Below are 18,183 nucleotides of genomic sequence, written 5' to 3'. Positions count from 1 at the left end.
ATTCACGCTCCCGCGACCGGCCGCTGGCCGAGCATGCGCGACAGGCCGTCGGTGAACAGGTTGAAACCAATGACGAGGGAAGCAAGGCCGAGGCCGGGCCCGAAGACCGTTACGGGTGAGGCTATCAGCAGGTTGCGGTTCTCGCTGATCATCAGACCCCATTCCGGCGTCGGCGGACGGATGCCGAAACCGAGGAAGCCGAGAGCGCCGATCAGGATCGGCGCATAGCTAAGCCGCAGCGAGAACTCGACGAGCAGCACATTGGCGGCGTTGGGAAGGATCTCGCGGAAAACGATCGACCAGGTACCCTCACCGCGCAGTTCCGCCACGGCGACGTACTCACGGGTGGCGATGTCCATGGCGGCGGCCCGGGCAATTCGGGCAATGCGCGGGGCATAGACGAGGCCGACGACGAAGACGATGAGCACGGGTTCTCCGGCAAGCGCCGGACCGGCGGCGATGATCATGACCAGAGCGAGGGCCAGAAATGGAATGCTGATCATCGCCTCGACGATGCGCTGGGTGACCTCGTCGAACCAGCCGCCGATATAGCCGGAGAGAAGGCCGAGCGTAGTGCCGGCCACCATGCCCAGCATCGTGCCGGCAAAGGAGAGCATGAGCACGATATGTGCGCCATGCATGAAGCGGCTGAAGACGTCGCGACCGATCTGGTCGAGACCCATCGGATGTTGCCAGGATGCGCCGGAGAGCGGCAGGCCCGCTCCCATTTCGGCAAAGCCGTAAGGGGTCCAAAAGACTCCGAGGATGGCGAAGAGCGCATGGGCGACGAGGATGACCGCGCCGACCTTGAAGGGACCGGGGGTCGCCCGCCAGCGCTCGGCATTGAACCGGGAGAACCTTCGGGCGGGGATTGTTGTGATAACGCTCATCGGCTTGTCCTCAAGCGCGGTTGAAGCAGCACGGCTAGGACGTCGGCTACGAGATTGGCTGCAACATAGACAACGGCGCTGATCATCACGGTTGCCTTGATCAGCGGAATGTCGCGCAGTTGCAGCGCATCGATCAGCAGCGTTCCGAAGCCAGGATAGGAGAACACCCGCTCGACGATGACGACGCCGCCGATCAAGAAGCCGAGGTTCAACGCCGTGACGTTGAGCGCGGGCACGATGGCGTTCGGCAGGGCATGGCGAAACAGCACAGCGGTAGGGCGCAGGCCCTTTAGCTCGGCGAGGCGCACATAGTCCGAGCGCAGCACCTCGATGAGGCTGTCGCGCAGCACGCGAATGGCATAGACGGCCATCATGATGGCGAGCGTTACGGCCGGCAGCACCATGGCACGCAGCGTCTCCTGCCAGGTGCTCGCCTCCGAGATCGTCGCGAGCGCAGGCAGGATCGGCACCGCGACGGCGAAAAGGAAGAGCAGGATCGTCGCGAGCAGGAAATCAGGCAGCGACAGCAAGACGAGCGTGATGACCGAGATGATGTTGTCTACGGCTTTGCCGCGGTTCGTCGCCTGGATGATCGCCGGAACGAGCGCCAGCACGAGATAGATGGTAAAGGCGAAGAGGGAAAGGAGCAGCGTGTTGACGATGCGGGGCCCAAGAACATCGGTGATCGGCCGGCCGGTTGCGATCGAAACGCCGAGATCACCGCGCAGGAAATCGCCGAGCCACTGAAAATACCGGACGAGAGCGGGCTGATCGAGATCGAGCTGACTGCGCAGCAACTCCAACGCCTTGACGGTCGCATCGCGGCCGAGAATGCGGGTGGCGACGTCGCCAGGAAGCGCCTCGAGAATCAGGAAGATCAGGACCGAGACGAGAAGTAGCGTCAGGGCCGAAAACAGGATCCGGCTCGCAAGCAGACGTAGCACGCTCATGTCGCATCCAATCCCGTGGAAGAAAGGGCGGCGTCCGCCGTCACGGTGTCAGGAATAAAGGCGGCATCGGTTTCGAGGTCGCCCTCCCAGATGTAAAGAAGTACCAAGGGGCCCTCCGCTGAGAGCGTCGCATGAGGCAGCCAGGGCGGATGGTGAATGATCTCATCGATGCCGCGCCGGGTCCAGTCCGCCTCGCCCGCTCGCCAGAAGGAGGGGCCGGTAACGGTGTAGTAAAGTTCGTCGGCCGGGTGGTGGTGGAGCGGATAGTGGGTCTTCGGCCCCAGCAACATCAACCCGAAGGCGATTTCCGGGTCTTTGATCAGGGCTGGCGGGCCGCTATTCGGGCCGCAGATGACCCCATAGCCGTAGTTCTCGCCGAAATCGCTGCTCGGCGGATTGGCAAGATAGCTCTTGCTGCGGGTGACGTGAACGAAGGGCAGGAGAGTGGCAAGCGCTCGGGCGATCACTGACTGCGTCTCACGGGCGGCAAGCTCGGCCTCACACGTCGCCTGGATGGGCACGCGGCTCTGCGGCACGGCGCTCATCGGCGGCAGGTGGTCTGCAAGCCGGCGCAGCCGGGCGGCATGTGATCGCGACACGGTTCGCGCATCGCGATCGAGTGCATCGGCAAAAGAGTCGAGAAAGGTGGTCAGGGCAGAAACCGTCATGCAGCTATCCTCTTCCACGGGGTGCATGCCCGTGGACGCGGTTGTCTCGGAATGGTGGATGGCAGCGCCTAGTCGGCGCAGGTCAGTTCGGCATAGTCGATGCGGTTCACGTCGACATTGGGTTCGTAGCCCGAGCACCCCTTGCGCAGGCCCGCCACGACGGAGCTGAAGACCGGTAGGATCATACCGCCCTCATCGGCGACCATGCGCTGAGCGTCCCGATAAAGATCGTTGCGCTGCTTCTCATCCGCTGTCTGCCCGGCCTTGACGACAAGAGCATCGAAATCATCACGCTTCCAATGGGTTTCGTTCCATTCGGACTTGCTGTTGAGCGACAGCGTCAGCGCCTCCGCCGGTGGACGGGCGCTGGTGTAGGAGATGACGGCCGGCTTTTTCAGCCAGATCGTGTCCCAGTAGCCTTCCGCTGGCGAGGTGATGACATTGACGCGGATGCCAGCGGGAGCGGCCATCTGCGCATAGACCTGGGCAAGCAACATCATACCAGGATAGGAATCCGAGGTGTAGAGATCGAAGTCGATGCCATCCGGATGGCCCGCCTCCGCGAGCAGCGCCGTCGCTTTCTCGATATCCGCGGTCTTCGCCGGCGTGCCGAGGCCGAACGGCGAGGAGGGCGGGATCGGCGTGTCGGCGCCAACCTCGCCATAGCCGAGCAGCACCGTGTCGAGGATCTTCTGCCGGTCCATCACCAGCTTCATCGCCTCGCGAACCTTGACGTCGTCGAAGGGCTGCGTGTCCGTCCATACGGCTATATAGAGCGACGTCGCGCCCGGCGTGGCAGCGAGCTCGACGGCGGGATTGTCCTTCAGCGTGATGAGGCTCGCCGGATCGACTGTTAGCGACAGGTCGACCGTTCCGGACAGCAGCGCGGAAAGACGGGAAGTCGGCTCCAGGCTGGTGGTGATCTCCAGGCACTCGGCTTTTGGGAGGCCGGCACGCCAATAGTCGGGATTGCGCCGCATTACGCGCACCGCGCCGTTGATGGTGAAGGTCTCCTGCATGAAGGGGCCGGTACCGTTGCCCTTGACGCGCAGGTCTGCGGACTTGGCGCCCTCCGGAACCATCAGCGCATATTTGGTGGCGATCAGCATCGGCAGCTCGACGACAGGTTCCTTCACTTTGAAGCGCACCGTATGGTCGTCAATGGCGGTGATGCCATCGGCATCGAGGAAGGCAAGCGTGGAGAAGCCGCCCGGCGAGACTGCGGGGTCGAGCAGGCGGCGATAGGAATAGACGACATCCTTAGCGTCGAAAATGGAGCCGTCGTGGAACTTCACGCCCTTCCTCAGGTGAAAGGTCCATTCCGTCGCGTCAGCATTCGATTCCCAGGACTCGGCGAGTGCCGGCACGGGCTGCATCGTATTGCTGCGATCGACAAGCGGTTCGTAGACCGCCCGGATATGGTAGACGCTGTCGGTGCCAATGAGGCCGGCCGGGTCCATGGTCTGCTTCTCGCCGTCGGATTCATAGCCGAGCACGCGTACGCAGCTCTGTTGTGCAAACGCGGTTGCGGGAAGCGAACAGCCCGCCATTGCCACGGCGAAAACGGTGCATTTCAGAGGGTGGCTCTTCATTTTGGTTCCCCATGTTCTTGGATTATCTCACGAGTATGAAAACGCGGTCGGCGCCTTGCAAACGATTAGAATTTACGTCTACATGAGTAAAATTCATGTGGGGCTGCGAGCATGGTCCGTCGCAATTTACCTCCCCTGACGACGCTGAGGGCATTCGAGGCAGCGGCGCGGCTCATGAGCTTCAAGGCGGCGGCAGAAGAGCTTCGGGTTACCCAATCCGCTGTCAGTCACCAGGTCGCCTCGCTAGAGCGCAATCTCGGCACGCCACTGTTTGTGCGACTGCCAGGCCGCGTGGAACTGAGCCAGGAGGGAGCGGTCTACTTTCCCGTGGTTCAGGATGCGCTTGACAAGATCGCGCTGACCACCGATCTCATCCGCAAAACCAACACGCCCGCCTCGCTGACTCTCCAGGTCTATGTCACTGTCGCCGTGCGCTGGCTGATACCGCGGCTCCAGACATTCAAGGAGTCCTCTCCGGAGATCGCCGTGAACCTGGATGCAAGCCTCCTCGACTGGGAGTTCAATTCGGATCGCGCCGACGTCGGCTTAATCTATACACGCGCACCGAACCGGCCGAACCTCACTTACACTTTGCTGCGCCGGGAACGACTCGTCGGTGTCTGTGCGCCTGCCATAGCCAGGGCCATCAAGACACCTGAGGATCTGCGGCATTTCTCATTTCTTTCTGTCAGCGGGACTACTGAGGATGCGGAGACCTGGGCTGCCAGTATCGGGCTAGCTGGCCTTTCGCAGAAATCGTCGCCGCTCTTCGACAGCAACCTGCTCGCCATTGAAGCAGCCGCCAATGGACAGGGCGTGGTCGTCGTTCCGCAGTTTCTGGTGGAAGGGGACATTGCCAACGGCAATCTCGTCGCACCGCTCACTTCCGATGTCATGCAGCCCGGCGGCTGGTATCTCGTTCATCTGCAGCGGCGCGCCAGCGAGAAGGCAGTCCGCAAATTTCTGCAATGGATCCAGAGCCAAGGTTGACGTCGCCGCGGACGAAAAAAGCGGCTCGCAACAGTCACGTTGAGAGCCGACAGTGCGGGAGACCTTCGCGCGTATTGCTGGCGGCTCAGTTGGTCAGCGCATAGTCCTTCAGGAAAGCGGCTCCGGCGGCGATGTCCGGGGTCATGGATCGGTCCCGATCCAGGAACGGCACCTTATCGCGGAACGCGCCGTGGAAGGAGGCTGTCGCCGTTGAAAGTTTCCGCTCCGGATGCTCCTTCAGGCGAAGATCCGCCGCTTGCGCGGCATGCAACAGTTCCATCGAGAGGATGGTGAAGCTGTTGTCGATTTGCGTCCTTATACGCTCCACGACGAAGGGCGCGTTCGTGCCGACATCTTCGACGCCGCCGGCAATCGGGCGGGAGTCGAAGGATGTGGGCTGCGCCAGCGCCCGGTTTTCTGTCGCCAGCGCCATCAGCGGTGCCTCGACCACGAGGAATGCGTGGTGTGTGTTCTCCGTGCCGAGATAGCGCGTGAGCTTCGTATGGGTCGGGTTGTTGAGCTTCAGGACGCGTTCGGACGATGCCGTCGTATGGTGCGCCAGTACTATGCCGAGTTCCTCGAAGGCGATGATCCACGGCAGAGGCTCGAAATTCGCCGTCGGAAGCACCGCGCCGCCTTCGACATAACCCCTCCGCGCCTGGAAGAGGTCCGACTTCGGCTCAACGCCCACTACAATGCCGGGATTGTCGTCCGAGGAGTTGATCTGGATTTGCACGAGCGCCTTGGTACGCGCGAGGCTGTCGGCAAAGCTGCCGAGCAGGTAGGGCGCAGTGCGGAAACTCAGTGGATCCTGGAGGATGCGCTTGTCATCCGCCTGCCACAGGTAGCTGCCTTCGAGCAGCGCCCGCAGTTCGGCGGTCGAGCTCAAATGGCTCGGGAAGGGCCGGAGCGCCGCGACGTCCTCGAGAAGAGGGGAGACGTTGCCGTTCAGGCCCTCAAGGCTGAGCGCATAGACGAGGCGAGAAGTAGAGAGAAGCTGTTCGGCATCGTGGATGGCAAGGGCAGCGAGACCCGCGGCGTAGGCATTGGAGCTGAGGATCGCGAGGCCGTCCTTGCCAAACGGTTTTAGCGGCTCAATGCCGGCGGACTTTAGAGCCTCTCCGGCCGGCATCCGGCGGCCCTGATAATCGACGTCGCCTTCACCGAGCATGGCAAGACCGATATGGCTTAGCAGCGTCATATCCGCCTGACCGACGGAGCCGCGCGAAGGCATGGTCGGCGTGATGCCTTTGTTCAGGAACCCGATTAGCATCTCGGCGACGTGAGGCTGAACGCCCGGGCCGCCCGTCAGGATGTTATTGAGGCGGACAGCCATGGCGGCGCGAACGACCGGAACTGCGGCATCCGGGCCGACCCCCACGGAATGCGCGCGCAGTAGCCCTTCGTTGAATTCGCGCGACGCCTCCATGAGCTCTGGCGTGAGTTCCCCGGTGGCATCGACCATCTTCCGGTCTTTGTTCCACCCGACGCCGACGGTCAGCCCGTAGATCTCCTGCCCTTCCTTCGCGCCCTGCAAAAGCACGGCATATGCTCGTTCGACCTTGTCGAGGCTTTCGCCGTCGACCGCAACGGCTTCACCCTTTGCCACACGGACGATCATTTCGGGCGTGGCGTTGCGACCGTTCAAAAGAACATCGGCCATAACTGGACTGGAAAAGAATAGGCAAGCGCCGACAACACTGTGGAAAAGACTATCTATTCGCATCTGAATTCCCCTTCCATTGGAATGGGGGAACTATCGAAGGTGGGAGAAATTACCGCAAATGATGAGATTTAAACTCCACTTGAATGAAATTCATGTGGGATGGACGGTAGATACTCACGCGTCGATCGATGATCAGGGAGCGACCTTCCTTCGGCGAACTGACTTCCAGTTCTCTCGCGCCGGCCGATGGAAGTTCCGTCGCTCAGGCTGAGGGAACGAAAACACCAGCTTTCTGGAGCTCTGGGATACAACGTTTTGATGCGATAGCGGAAAGCCCAATTCGAAGGCCGACGGTTCAACTCCCTTCAAGGCGCCCAAGGTTCAAATCTCCACGGCAGATGCTTGTGGCAGAGTGATTCTGACGGCTTGCTGAACACGGTGATCGCAGAGATCACACCGGTGAACTGTAAGACGGCCGCTAGAGAAACATCAACTTGCCGTGCGGCTGCCCCGCAGGGCCTCAGAAAAGCCCGCCCGCGTTCAGGTCTTGAAGTGTGCTGCTTCCTCGGATCCGCGAGTCGCGTCTCCGGCGCTGTAGGAGTGGGCGCCGGCGCCGGCGAGCTTGCCGCCGGAGACGATCAGATATTCCTCGCGGATCGGCCTGCCCTCGAACCAGCATTCGAGAATCTCTCGCGTGCCCGCGGCATAGCGCGCTTGGGCGGAGAGCGAGGAACCCGAAATATGCGGCGTCATGCCGTGATGGGGCATCGAGCGCCACGGATGGTCCTTGGGCGCCGGCTGCGGGAACCAAACGTCACCGGCATAGCCGGCGAGTTGGCCGCTTTCGAGCGCCCGTGCGACGGCATCGCGATTGCAGATCTTGCCGCGCGCGGTGTTCACCAGATAGGCACCGCGCTTCATCTTGCCGATCATCGCCTCGTTGAAGAGGTTTTCCGTCTCCGGGTGGAGGGGCGCGTTGATCGTCACGACGTCGCAAACGGGCACCATTTCCGCCGCTGTCTGATGGAAAGTAACGCCGAGCTCCTTCGCGACCTCGTCCGGAAGCCGGTGCCGGTCGGTGTAGTGCAGCTTGACATCGAACGGTTTGAGCCGGCGCAGCACCGCGGTGCCGATCCGCCCAGCGCCCACCGTGCCGATGTCCATGCCCTCGATGTCATAGGATCGCGCAACGCAGTCGGCGACGTTCCAGCCACCTTTTACGACCCACTGGTACGAGGGGATATAGTTGCGCGCGAGGCTGAGGATCATCATCACCACATGCTCGGACACGCTGATCGAATTGCAATAGGTCACCTCCGCGACGGTAATGCCGCGGTCGATCGCGGCCTGCAGGTCGACGTGGTCCGAGCCGATGCCGGCGGTGATCGCAAGCTTCAGCCTGGCCGCCTTGACGATCCTCTCGGCGGTGAGGTAAGCCGGCCAGAAAGGTTGCGAGATGACGATCTCGGCGTCGACGAGCTCCCGCTCGAAGACGCTGTCGGGACCGTCCTTGTCCGATGTCACCACCAGGGTATGCCCTTGGCCTTCGAGAAATTTTCTTAAACCCAGTTCGCCGGAGACGCTGCCCAGGAGGGCGCCTGGCTCAAAGTCGATCGCCTTCGGGGTGGGGAGCGTCTGGCCGCCGGGGTAGCGCTCCAGCGTCGGCAGGCCATCCCGCGCGTAAGCCGTCGGGTAGCCATCGACCGGATCATCATAAAGTACGCAAACGACCTTTGCCATTTCCATCTCCCTTCATCGGAAACGAAGAGGAAGGGCGCGACCTGTTCAAGACTGCCGGTCAATGCGGACGAACAGCAGGGCGACATGCTCTGTTGACGATCTGTGGGCAGCAGGCTTGCTCCTGGCCCTCCCACGTTCGTGGCGCTAGTACTGCGCGAGAAGATGGAGGAGCCGGGCGAGGTTTCAAGTGGCCGCAGCGCTGCATGAGGGCAGATGAATTCGTACGACCTCGCTTTGGGTCGAAGGGAGCCGTTCTTCACGAGTCCCGTGCACGGCTTGTTGCGAAGATGTTGACGTTCCGGGCTAAAGAACCGGGACGTTGCGCACAAGTTCCTGCGGATCGGTGTTCGCGAGAGCCGGAAGTTTGGGCAGGTCCTGAGCTCGATCAGGATAATTGGACTCGTCGAGGCACCGGTGGTCTTTGCAGATACAAGGAGCGCGGGAACCTGGTACCTGCTCGATGGACACCTGCGGCTGGAAGCACTGAAGGAACTAGGCTTCGCGAAGGTCGAGTGTTTGGTTGCGATTGACGACGACACCTACACTACAACAAGCGGGTCAACCGGCTGGCCCCGATCCAGGAGCACAGGATGATTGCTCGTGCCATCGAGCGGGGCGTTTCTTCGGCCGATATAGCCGATGCATTGGGGCTTCAGAGTCCGTCATTCGCCGGTTCCGTCTGTTGGAAGGCATCAGCCCGAGGTAGCCGAGATGCTGAAAGACACGCCCTGCTCGATGAAGGTGTTCGATGTCCTGCGGCAGATGAACGCCGTTCGGCAAATCGAAGCGGCAGATTTGATGATCGGTCAGCACAATTTTACGCTTATGTTCGCGCGAGCGATACGCGCTGCCACGCCTCACAGCCAGTTGGTCGCAGCCAAAAAGATGACAGGCGCTGCTGCATCCACGCCGCCAGGCCAGCAGATTGCTCGCATGGAAAGGGAACTGGCAGCACTTCAGACTCAAGTGAAAAGCGTCGAGGAAACTTACGGCATCGACAATCTGCATCTTACCGTCGCACGCGGATACGTTGCCAAGCTCCTCGCCAACACTCGCATCACCCGGTGGCTTTCGTATCACCGCCAAGAATATCTTGGGGAGTTTCAGAAAATCGCCGAGATCGAAGCGATCGGTCCTCAGCCGGAGGCCCCGGAGGCGTAAAATTCCTTATGGGGAAGAGACGTGGCCCACTGGAAGCACGAAACGTTCCCGGCTTGTTCGTCCAGGATTGCATAATGTATCGACGGGAACCTGCGTCACTGCCATGCTGCGGATTCGGCATTGCGGCGTCGGTCTCGTGGTTGAAGGGAAGCGAGCGGTCTTGCCAATTTTTGCCAAAACCGGTATAGTCACTTGCATGGGCACAATGAACATTTCCCTGCCGGACCACCTTAAGAGCTTCGTCGATGAGCAAGTCGCCGGACGGGGTTATGGGACAAGTAGTGAGTATATTCGGGAGTTGATACGTCGAGATCAGGATCGCCTCGCGTTACGCAGGCTGTTGCTTGACGGAGCCTCGTCCGCACCAACTGAGCCGGTCGACGCGGATTATTTCACCAGTCTGCGCGATCGAGTTCGTGGTGAGCACAGCAAGTGAAGACTATTATCCCGCGGCAGTTGGCGCGCAGCGATGTCGAGGCGGCCATTGACTATTATGCACGCGAAGCAGGAACCGAGGTCGCCCTCGGATTTATCGACGCACTTCAAGCGGCGTACGCTTCGATCGCGAGCCATCCGGAGGGCGGATCGTTGCGATATGCATACGAATTGGGATTGCCTGACCTACGGAGTGTCTCTCTGAAGCGATATCCCTATCTCATTTTCTATCGCGACCAGCCAGATCATGTCGATGTGTGGCGCGTGCTACATGGCAAGCGAGACATTCCGCAATGGATGCAGGAGCCGAACAATCACTGACCGCTCGGACATTCCCGCCGAAGCTATTGGTGGGCCGGCGGTTCGTATCCTCTCAACTGCGTCAGACGTCAAATGACGGGGTCTCAGGTTCTGCTCCCTTCAAGGCGAGGGACGCATCCGGACTGGGCGACATCTTGCCGGTTCCGGCCGTCTCGGTCGGGTGGAGTTCGCGTTAATACCCTTTGCTCTGAAGGCCCAGGAAGCGTCATGCCGATGGATGAGCAGTTCATGGCGACGATCGTCACTTTGCAAAGGCGTGCCGGCGGAAGCCGGCTGACGATGGCGTCTCATAGCCGTCCGCCCTGCCGGCGCGCCTAATGCCGCTGAATTCTGCAGCGCTTCGGTTTGCCGGTCGGAGCTTCACCGGTCAGTGCAGGCCCACACGCAGCAACGACTCTTGGAGAATTGCAGGCAAATGTTTTGGCCTGCGGAATCTGCCGGCCAGTCGCTATTCCCCGTCTCTTAGATTGTAGACGCTGCGTGCCAGATGGCCGATGCCCTTCTTGTCAAGCATGGAGAGCGGGACTCGGAAGGTGACGCGCACGACTCCGGGATTCCGGGCGATCTCAATCGCACCCGCGATTGTCGCCCTGTTCTTCACCTCGCCGATGCTAATGCCTAAGAAATCCGCCGCGCGTTGCAGACCGTTGTCCGTGGCGTCGTTCAAGGTCCGACCTGAGCCAACGAAGGTGATCGGCGCATCCTTCTCGATCACCTCGACGCCGTGTGTCTTGGCTAGCGACTGGGCGCGGCGAAGTTCCTCTTCGTTCAGAGGGCGTGCGAGATGCGGGAGGTCCTCGGGAACAGTGAAAAGGATGGGGCCGTCGATCGTAAGGCCTTTGAGGACGCTAACCTCGAGCGTGACGGTGCCTGCGACGTCAGCCGTATGGCCGGCGATCTCGCCGTCGCCCTGCATGGCATGGATGTCGCCCATATAAATCCCGCCGGCTGGAACCTTCACGGGACAGATCATGATCGCGCCCTCTCGGACCGTGTTGTCATCCAGGTGGCCGTCCGTAATATGGGTTGCGATCTCGTCTTTGGAGATCGAGAAAGCGTGCGGGGCGTCGAGGAGGAAGTGACCGAAATCGCCGGCATTGTGAGAGTCCGGTATCAGCTTCGATGGCGAAGTGCCGAGCTGACCGAGGAAGGGACGCAAGCGTGTCGCGACGCCGACGAGATCAGAGGGCGCAAACAGCAGGATCGGGTGCTGGATTGAATTGTCGGGTACGGCCATGACCTTGGAGGCGTTACACGCCATGCCCTCCGCAGCGGCACGTCCTATCGTTAAACCGATTTGGCGTTCTTCGTCGAACGCCATCGTATACGCGTTTTCGAAGATGAACGGCGTCGCGTCGGCACCGCAGTTCGTGCAGCGGATCGAGGTTGGCCCGATACCTTCTACTCTCGTATGGGGCCATTCGATTCCGCATCCTGGGCAAACTGCGGCGCAGAAGGGGTCGCCATTGTGCCGGCCGGCCATCACGGTATCGCTTCCCGACGACGTGGCCGCCGATGTCACGACAATAGAGCGGATGCGGATCGCGATCGCATCGCCGACTTCTGCCCCCTCCACAGCAACAGGATGCGTGACTTCGTGGCCGCCACGGATTTCCGGCGTGATCATTGGGCCCTAACAGCCTGGCGCTGGGTTAGCGACGATGACGCCCCCATCAGCGACAGGGCCGAGCATGGGCTGGGCTGGATCCAGCGTCCCGTTGGTGAGCTGATTCACGAAAAGCGTCGTTGCCCCACGAACCTCTGTCTTCGATATTCTATTCATACCTACCTCCCTGCTTATTGGTTTAGTTAGATGTGGAATCGAAATATTTACTGGGCCGAATTGCCTCGGCCGAGAACGCTGATGCTGTAGCCAGCATCGGCTAGTTCTGAGCGTGGCGAACTACGCCAATGAGGCCGCCACACCGATCCTCGAACACCATAAGCTCAGTGTCAGCGGGGCTGATCTCGTGGGGATACGAGCGCACTGCCAACCGTGAGAGCATGGCTGTCCGTGCATCTGTGTCTAGGCGCGGGCAGAAGCCCGCGCCGCAACCTCACTGGACGGCGGCGGCCCGCTCAATCAGCCCGGCGACCTCCGGTGCATGCGACACCATCACGACGTGCGACGCGCCCTTAACAACCACGGTCTGCCGCGACTTCGCCCGCTCCGCCATGAAGCCCATCGCGACCGGCGGGATGTTCTTGTCCATGTCGCCATAGATGAACCACGAGGGCACGGTCTTCCACGCCGGCTGGGTGGACACCTCCGACAACGCCGCCTCCGCGACCGGGCGCTGGCCGGCGGCCATCAGTTGCGCCTGCGCCGCGGGCACGTCGGCGGCGAACTGGTCGTGGAAGCGTGCTTGAAGGATGTAGAGATCGTTGCCGCCCGCCATCAGCTTGACCGGCGGCGCGAGGGCGGATCCGAGCGTGCTGCCCGGAAACTTGCCGGTCAGCCCGAGTGCCGTCTCGCCAGCATCTGGCGCGAATGCGGCGACATAGACCAGCCCCTTCACATTCGACAGCCCCTCGGCCGCTTCGCTGATGACCAAGCCGCCATAAGAATGGCCGACTAGCACCACTGGACCGTTGATGCTCTTCACGACATCGACGACGACATCCGCGTCGGCGCGAACTCCGCGGAGCGGATTGGGTGCCGCGACGACCGTGTAGCCGTCGCGCTGGAGGATGGTGGCGACGCCGTTCCAGCTCGACGAATCCGCGAAGGCGCCATGGACGAGCACCACGGTTGGCTTGGCGGGTTGGGCGTGCGCGGCGGAAGCGAGCAGCGCGGCGGCGAGCGCGAGCCCACCGGCAAGGATCTTCTTCATGTCGATGTCCTTGTTACCCGAGGTCAGACGAGCGCGACCACGGCGTCGATGTTGCCTTTGATCGCCTTGGAGTAGGGGCAGGTGCGGTGCGCGGTCTCGATGATCTGGCGGGCGACTTCCGGGTCGGTGCCGGGAACATGGACGTTCAGCCGCGCTGCGAGCGAATACCCGTCGTCGCCGTGGCGAAGCTCGACCTGCGCATCAATCGCGAGCTCGGCCGGCAGGGTGACGCCTTTCGCCTTGGCGGCGATGCCCATCGCGCCCTGGAAGCAGGCGGACCAGCCTGCCGCGAAAAGCTGCTCCGGGTTGGTGCCCTGACCGGGTCCGCCCGGAGTGGACAGCTTGACGTCGAGGCGGCCGTCGCTGCTCCTGGCGGCGCCGTCGCGGCCCCCGGTCACATGCACGTCGGCGGTGTAGAGGGTCTTGGTGGTCACGGTCTATCTCCTTCTTGCAATAAAGTGTGGGGTCGGGGTCAGCGAAGCGAGCGGAAGGCCGTGCGGAGTTCCTGGGTGAACAGCTCGGGTTGTTCCCAGGCGGCAAAATGGCCGCCGTCGCCGACTTCGTTGAAATAGAAGAGGTTGGTGTAGCAGCGCTCGGCCCAGCTCTTCGGCGCGCGGAAGATCTCTCCCGGAAAGACGCTGACCGCGACCGGCATGTCGATGATGCCGCGCGCGTTGAAATTGTTGGAATGATCCTCCCAATAGATCCGGGCGGCAGAGGCGCCCGTGCCGGTCAGCCAGTAGAGCGAGATATCGTCGAGAATCGCGTTACGGCCGAGGACGCGCTCAGGCTGGCCGTCGGCGTACACCCACTGCGCGATTTTCTCGTACATCCACGCGGCCATGCCGACTGGCGAATCGACCAGCGAATAACCGATGGTCTGCGGCCGGGTGTTCATCATCGCCGCATAGGCCGAGTTGTCGCGATAGAAGGCTTCGAGCTGGTCGAACGCCCCGCGTTCTTTGGCGGTCAGCATCGCCGGAGCAGGATCGCCAGCAGCAAGGGTGCGGGCGATATCGGCGGGCACCACGGCGGGCATATTGAGGTGGATGCCGAGTAGGCCGGGCACATGCTGCAACGCCATGCGCTGCGAGATTACCGAGCCGCAATCGCCGCCCTGACTGACATAGCGATCATAGCCGAGGCGCAGCATAAGCGTCGACCACGCCCGCCCGATATGATCCGAACCCCAGCCCGGCACTGTCGGCCGCGCGGAAAATCCGAAGCCGGGGATCGACGGGATGACGAGGTGGAAGGCGTCCTCCGTCTTGCCGCCGTGCGCGGTCGGGTTGGTCAGCGGATCAATCACCCGCATGAATTCGAGGATTGACCCCGGCCAACCATGCGTGAGGATCATCGGCATCGCGTTTTCATGACGCGAGCGGACATGGATGAAGTGGGTGTCCAGCCCGTCGATCTCGGTCATGAACATTGGCAGCGCGTTCAGCCGAGCCTCGACCTTGCGCCAGTCATAATCGCCAGCCCAGTAGCGCATTAGCGGCTCCAGCGTCTGGCGGCGCACGCCCTGCCCATCGTCGAGGACAGGCTGCGCATCCGCCCAGCGCGTCTCCGCAATGCGGCGCTTCATCGCCGCGATATCGGAGGCGGGAATGTCGACTTTGAACGGTCGAATAGCCGTGCCGTCCGCCTGAGCGCGGGCAATTGACGGAATGGCGCTCATCGCACCGACGGCGGCGGCACCAACAACGAATTGGCGACGTGAAGTGGAAAAATTCTCGAACAAAGCTCGTCTCCTCAACCGATGTGAACTGGTTGGGAGAGAGATAAAGCGACATCGCCGCCGGACGCTTGTTAGGCGCCGTGATGCGGTGTTAGCGTTCGCGATAGGGCCCGATCAGGGACCGCACGGTCACGATCGAATTCGCAAGGCCGTGGGTGCGTGCCTACTCCTTCACTTCGGATGAGATGAACGGGATTGGCAGCTATTCGAGCTGGGTAAAGATCAGGCGTGAAATTCTAATGCGCGCACCATCTATACCAACTATAAGGAGAATCGTTAGTGGCGGGTGATGCTGACGGCCGTTGAGCCGCTGGCAGCGCCCGCTTTGCTGTTTCGCCACCGTGGGAGCGCAACACGGGGGGCATGGGTACGGAAGTGGTATAGTCGTGGCGATCATGGAGAATCGGCATCTTGGCGAGCAAATAGTTTTCGGCCCTTTCTGCCTGTCGCCAGGTGAGCGGTTACTGACCAAGGATCGGGAGCCTGTCCCGATTGGGGGACGCTCGCTCGACCTCCTTGTTGCCCTGACGGAACGGCCTGGGCAGGTGCTGTCCAAGCGCGAACTGATGAAGCGAGTCTGGTCCGACGTCGTGGTCGAGGATGGCAGCTTGCGCTTCCATATGGCGGGCCTGCGCAAGCTGCTGGGCGATGGCGAGGACGGCGCGCGTTACATCGCGACGCAGGTCGGCGTCGGCTACGCCTTCGTCGCCCCGACCGAGCGAGTCGATCCGGCGGGCGATATGCCCGCTGTCCCTTCGTCCCCGTCAATCGCCGACGTGATCGAGACCGGAGTGGCCGCCAACTCCACCAACCTGCCGCCACGCTTGTCCAATCTGGTCGGGCGTGAACGCGACATCCGGCTGCTCAAGGAGCAAGCCGACCGAGCGCGGCTGTTTACGATCGTCGGCCCGGCGGGCGTCGGCAAGACCTCACTCGCGATCGAGATCGCACATCAGGCGGCTGCTGAATTCGGCGGCAGTATCGCTTTCGTCGACTTCAGCATGCTGGAGAATCCGGCGATCGTTCCATCGATGATCGTCGGCGCGATGGGGCTCACCGTAGAGGGCGAGGACGCGCTTGCGGTGATCCTCGGTCATGTCCGTGGTCGGCGCTTCCTGCTGGTGCTCGACAATTGTGAGCATGTCATGGAGCCGACCGCGACGATGGTCGAACGCATCATGGACGAGGCGCCCGGCATACGCATTCTCGCCACCTCGCGCGAGACGCTGCGGGTACGCGGCGAGCATGTCCATCGCCTCGACCCGCTGGGCTATCCGGAAGACCCGGACACGCTGGCGGTGAAGGAAATCCTTACCTTTCCGGCGGTGGAACTGTTCTGCGAGCGCGCGGCCGCCGCCGACAGCGCGCTCGACGTAGACGAGAAGGCCATCCGCCTCATCGCCGGCATGTGCCGGCGGCTCGACGGCATGGCGTTGCCGATCGAACTCGCCGCCGTGCGCGCCGCAACCCATGGCATCGCGGCGACCGCGCGCCAGCTTGGCGAACGGTTCAGCCTGGGTTGGTTGGGTCGGCGGACCGCACAACGGCGCCAGCAAACACTGCAGGCGACGCTCGATTGGAGTTATGACCTGCTATCCGACTTGGAGCGGATCGTGTTCGAGCGCCTTTCCATCTTCGTTGGGCCGTTCTCGATCGACGCCGCGCTCGACATCGCCTCGGACGAGGCGATTGGCCTGGACGACGTCGCCGTTGCACTTGATGAACTGATCTCAAAGTCGCTGGTCAACGCCAACCGCTCGAGTGGCGCTGGGATGTACCGGCTGCTGGAGATGACCCGCGCCTATGCCCGCGAGAAACTGCGCGCGCGGGGCGCCGACCATTATACCGCCGCGGCGGCCCGACACGCGAGCTTCTATCTTCGCGAATTGGAGGCGGTCGCCGGGCAGGACGAGCAGGCGCTGGAAGACTCAGAGCCTCTCCGCCTGCAACTGGGCAACATTCGCCATGCGCTCGACTGGAGTTTCGGCAAAGACGGCGACCGAAAGATCGGTGTGCGCCTCGCCGCTGCCAGCGCGCCCGTCTTCCTCAACCTGTCGCACCTCATTGAGTGCCAGACCTGGTGCAAGCGCGCGATGGCCGAAATCGAGGGGGCGCCGCGCGAACTGGAACTGGAGCTGCAGGGGGCGCTGGGGATTGCGCTGATGTTCACGCGCGGGAACGGCACAGCGGCCGGCGATGCGCTTGACCGCGCCCTCGACCTCGCTACCGGGCTGGAGGATCGCTGGAACCAGCTACGGATGCTGGCACGCCTGCACATCTTCCACAAGCGCCTCGGCAATTACGCTATTGCCCAAGCCCATGCGGTGCGCGCAGTCGAAGTCGCGACGCAAATCGGCAATGACGAGGCTCTGAGCGTCGCCTTCTCACTATCGGGGATTTCGCGATATCTGGCGGGCAATCTGGTGCGCGCGCGGCAGGAACTCGAGCTGGCCATGGAAAAGAGCGGGCCTTCGCTGCGCAGCCGGACGATCCGCTACGGCTTCGACAATCGCAGCCGAACGGGCATCGCGCTCGCCTACACGCTCTGGCTGCTGGGCGAGCCTGAAGCGGCGGGCCGCCTCGCCCGCCAGACGGTGCGCGAAGCCGCGCAGCTTCAGCACGGGATCACGCATTGCATCGCCCTGGTGTGGTCGCTGGTCATTCATCTGTGGATGAACGATTTCACCGCTGCCGAAGAAGCGCTTGCCGTCTTTACCGAATCCGCCGAGTCAAACGCGCTCGATCCCTATATCGCCGCTGCCAGCGGCTTTCGCGGCGAACTAGCCTTCCAGCGCGAGGGCACACCGGCCGCGCTGGACGCGATCGCAGAGAGCCTTGCCGGGTTGCGCTCGGCCAGGTACGAACTGCTCATCGCTCCGCTCACGATCATGCTCGCGTGGGATTTGTTGCTCACCTCCCGCCTTCAGGAAGCGCGCGCGCTGATCGAGGCGGCGGTCTCCCGCTGCGAAGCGATCGGCGAGCTTTTCGTCATGCCCGAACTGCTGCGGATCAAGGCGGAAATCGCGTATCGGCTGGATGGCGACGCCGCCGCAAGCGAAACGCTGCTGCGCGAAGCGATCACGCTCGCCCGTGAGCAAGGCGCCGTGGCCTGGGAGCGTAAGTCTAGCGCGAACCTCGCGGCCTTGACCAGCACTCACGCATCCTGAACCAGCCACTTATTCGCTCAGTGACCGG

The 18,183-nt window shown here is 62.2% G+C and carries 13 protein-coding genes and 2 pseudogenes; 5 read left to right on the top strand and 10 right to left on the bottom strand.

Translation table 11 applies throughout. The features are described from left to right. Positions 1-2: 2 nt before the first annotated feature. The 4 genes from M1D43_RS30000 to M1D43_RS29985 form a co-directional block, all read right to left on the bottom strand. Entirely contained in the window at positions 3-890 is an 888-nt protein-coding gene (locus tag M1D43_RS30000; RefSeq protein WP_088195803.1) for an ABC transporter permease, read from the bottom strand. After that, positions 887-1,840: an ABC transporter permease gene (locus M1D43_RS29995; RefSeq protein WP_088195802.1), complete on the bottom strand. Its 954-nt coding sequence runs from the start codon at positions 1,838-1,840 to the stop codon at positions 887-889. Before M1D43_RS29995 ends, M1D43_RS30000 begins: the two co-directional genes overlap by 4 nt. After that, a complete protein-coding gene (locus M1D43_RS29990) occupies positions 1,837-2,508 on the bottom strand; it encodes a dimethylsulfonioproprionate lyase family protein (protein ID WP_088195801.1) in 672 nt (223 codons plus the stop codon). Before M1D43_RS29990 ends, M1D43_RS29995 begins: the two co-directional genes overlap by 4 nt. A 68-nt stretch (positions 2,509-2,576) precedes the next feature. Continuing rightward, positions 2,577-4,100, bottom strand: a complete 1,524-nt coding sequence (locus tag M1D43_RS29985; protein ID WP_088195800.1) for an ABC transporter substrate-binding protein — start codon at positions 4,098-4,100, stop codon at positions 2,577-2,579. 111 nt (positions 4,101-4,211) lie between these two features. Between M1D43_RS29985 and M1D43_RS29980 the strand changes: the two genes are divergently transcribed. Further along, positions 4,212-5,090, top strand: coding sequence for a LysR substrate-binding domain-containing protein (locus M1D43_RS29980; RefSeq protein WP_088195799.1), 879 nt, complete (start codon positions 4,212-4,214; stop codon positions 5,088-5,090). Between the two features lie 85 nt (positions 5,091-5,175). Here M1D43_RS29980 and M1D43_RS29975 read toward each other — a convergent pair whose 3' ends face one another. Further along, complete coding sequence (locus M1D43_RS29975; protein WP_127668145.1) at positions 5,176-6,816, bottom strand: HAL/PAL/TAL family ammonia-lyase; 1,641 nt, start codon at positions 6,814-6,816, stop codon at positions 5,176-5,178. A 480-nt stretch (positions 6,817-7,296) separates the two neighbouring features. Further along, the gene (locus tag M1D43_RS29970) at positions 7,297-8,496 is read right to left on the bottom strand and encodes an NAD-dependent formate dehydrogenase (RefSeq protein ID WP_028005114.1); all 1,200 of its coding nucleotides are present in this window, start codon (positions 8,494-8,496) and stop codon (positions 7,297-7,299) included. A 327-nt stretch (positions 8,497-8,823) separates the two neighbouring features. Here M1D43_RS29970 and M1D43_RS29965 point away from each other — a divergent pair. From M1D43_RS29965 to M1D43_RS29955, 3 genes and pseudogenes are all read left to right on the top strand, one after another. Next, a pseudogene (locus tag M1D43_RS29965) lies at positions 8,824-9,657 on the top strand (plasmid partitioning protein RepB C-terminal domain-containing protein); the annotation flags it as partial. Positions 9,658-9,817: 160 nt separating this feature from the next. Then, positions 9,818-10,093, top strand: a complete 276-nt coding sequence (locus tag M1D43_RS29960) for a type II toxin-antitoxin system ParD family antitoxin (RefSeq protein ID WP_013845882.1) — start codon at positions 9,818-9,820, stop codon at positions 10,091-10,093. After that, positions 10,090-10,413, top strand: a complete 324-nt coding sequence (locus M1D43_RS29955) for a type II toxin-antitoxin system RelE/ParE family toxin (protein ID WP_127668144.1) — start codon at positions 10,090-10,092, stop codon at positions 10,411-10,413. The genes M1D43_RS29960 and M1D43_RS29955 overlap by 4 nt, the downstream gene beginning before the upstream one ends. Positions 10,414-10,861: 448 nt before the next feature. Here M1D43_RS29955 and M1D43_RS29950 read toward each other — a convergent pair. The 4 genes and pseudogenes from M1D43_RS29950 to M1D43_RS29935 all read right to left on the bottom strand — a co-directional run bounded on the left by M1D43_RS29950 (position 10,862) and on the right by M1D43_RS29935 (position 14,991). Continuing rightward, positions 10,862-12,196 (bottom strand): annotated as a pseudogene (locus tag M1D43_RS29950) (acetamidase/formamidase family protein). A gap of 274 nt (positions 12,197-12,470) precedes the next feature. After that, positions 12,471-13,247, bottom strand: a complete 777-nt coding sequence (locus M1D43_RS29945; RefSeq protein WP_088195796.1) for an alpha/beta fold hydrolase — start codon at positions 13,245-13,247, stop codon at positions 12,471-12,473. 23 nt (positions 13,248-13,270) lie between these two features. Continuing rightward, positions 13,271-13,681: an organic hydroperoxide resistance protein gene (locus M1D43_RS29940; RefSeq protein ID WP_088195795.1), complete on the bottom strand. Its 411-nt coding sequence runs from the start codon at positions 13,679-13,681 to the stop codon at positions 13,271-13,273. Positions 13,682-13,719: 38 nt separating this feature from the next. Then, positions 13,720-14,991: an epoxide hydrolase family protein gene (locus M1D43_RS29935; RefSeq protein ID WP_234827265.1), complete on the bottom strand. Its 1,272-nt coding sequence runs from the start codon at positions 14,989-14,991 to the stop codon at positions 13,720-13,722. Between the two features lie 392 nt (positions 14,992-15,383). Between M1D43_RS29935 and M1D43_RS29930 the strand changes: the two genes are divergently transcribed. After that, a complete protein-coding gene (locus M1D43_RS29930; RefSeq protein ID WP_153320657.1) occupies positions 15,384-18,155 on the top strand; it encodes an ATP-binding protein in 2,772 nt (923 codons plus the stop codon). The last annotated feature ends 28 nt before the right edge of the window (positions 18,156-18,183 follow it).

Source organism: Ensifer sp. R1-3 (genome assembly GCF_056739175.1).
Note: the sequence above shows the minus strand (reverse complement) of the source record. Positions and strands in the feature narration are given on the sequence as shown.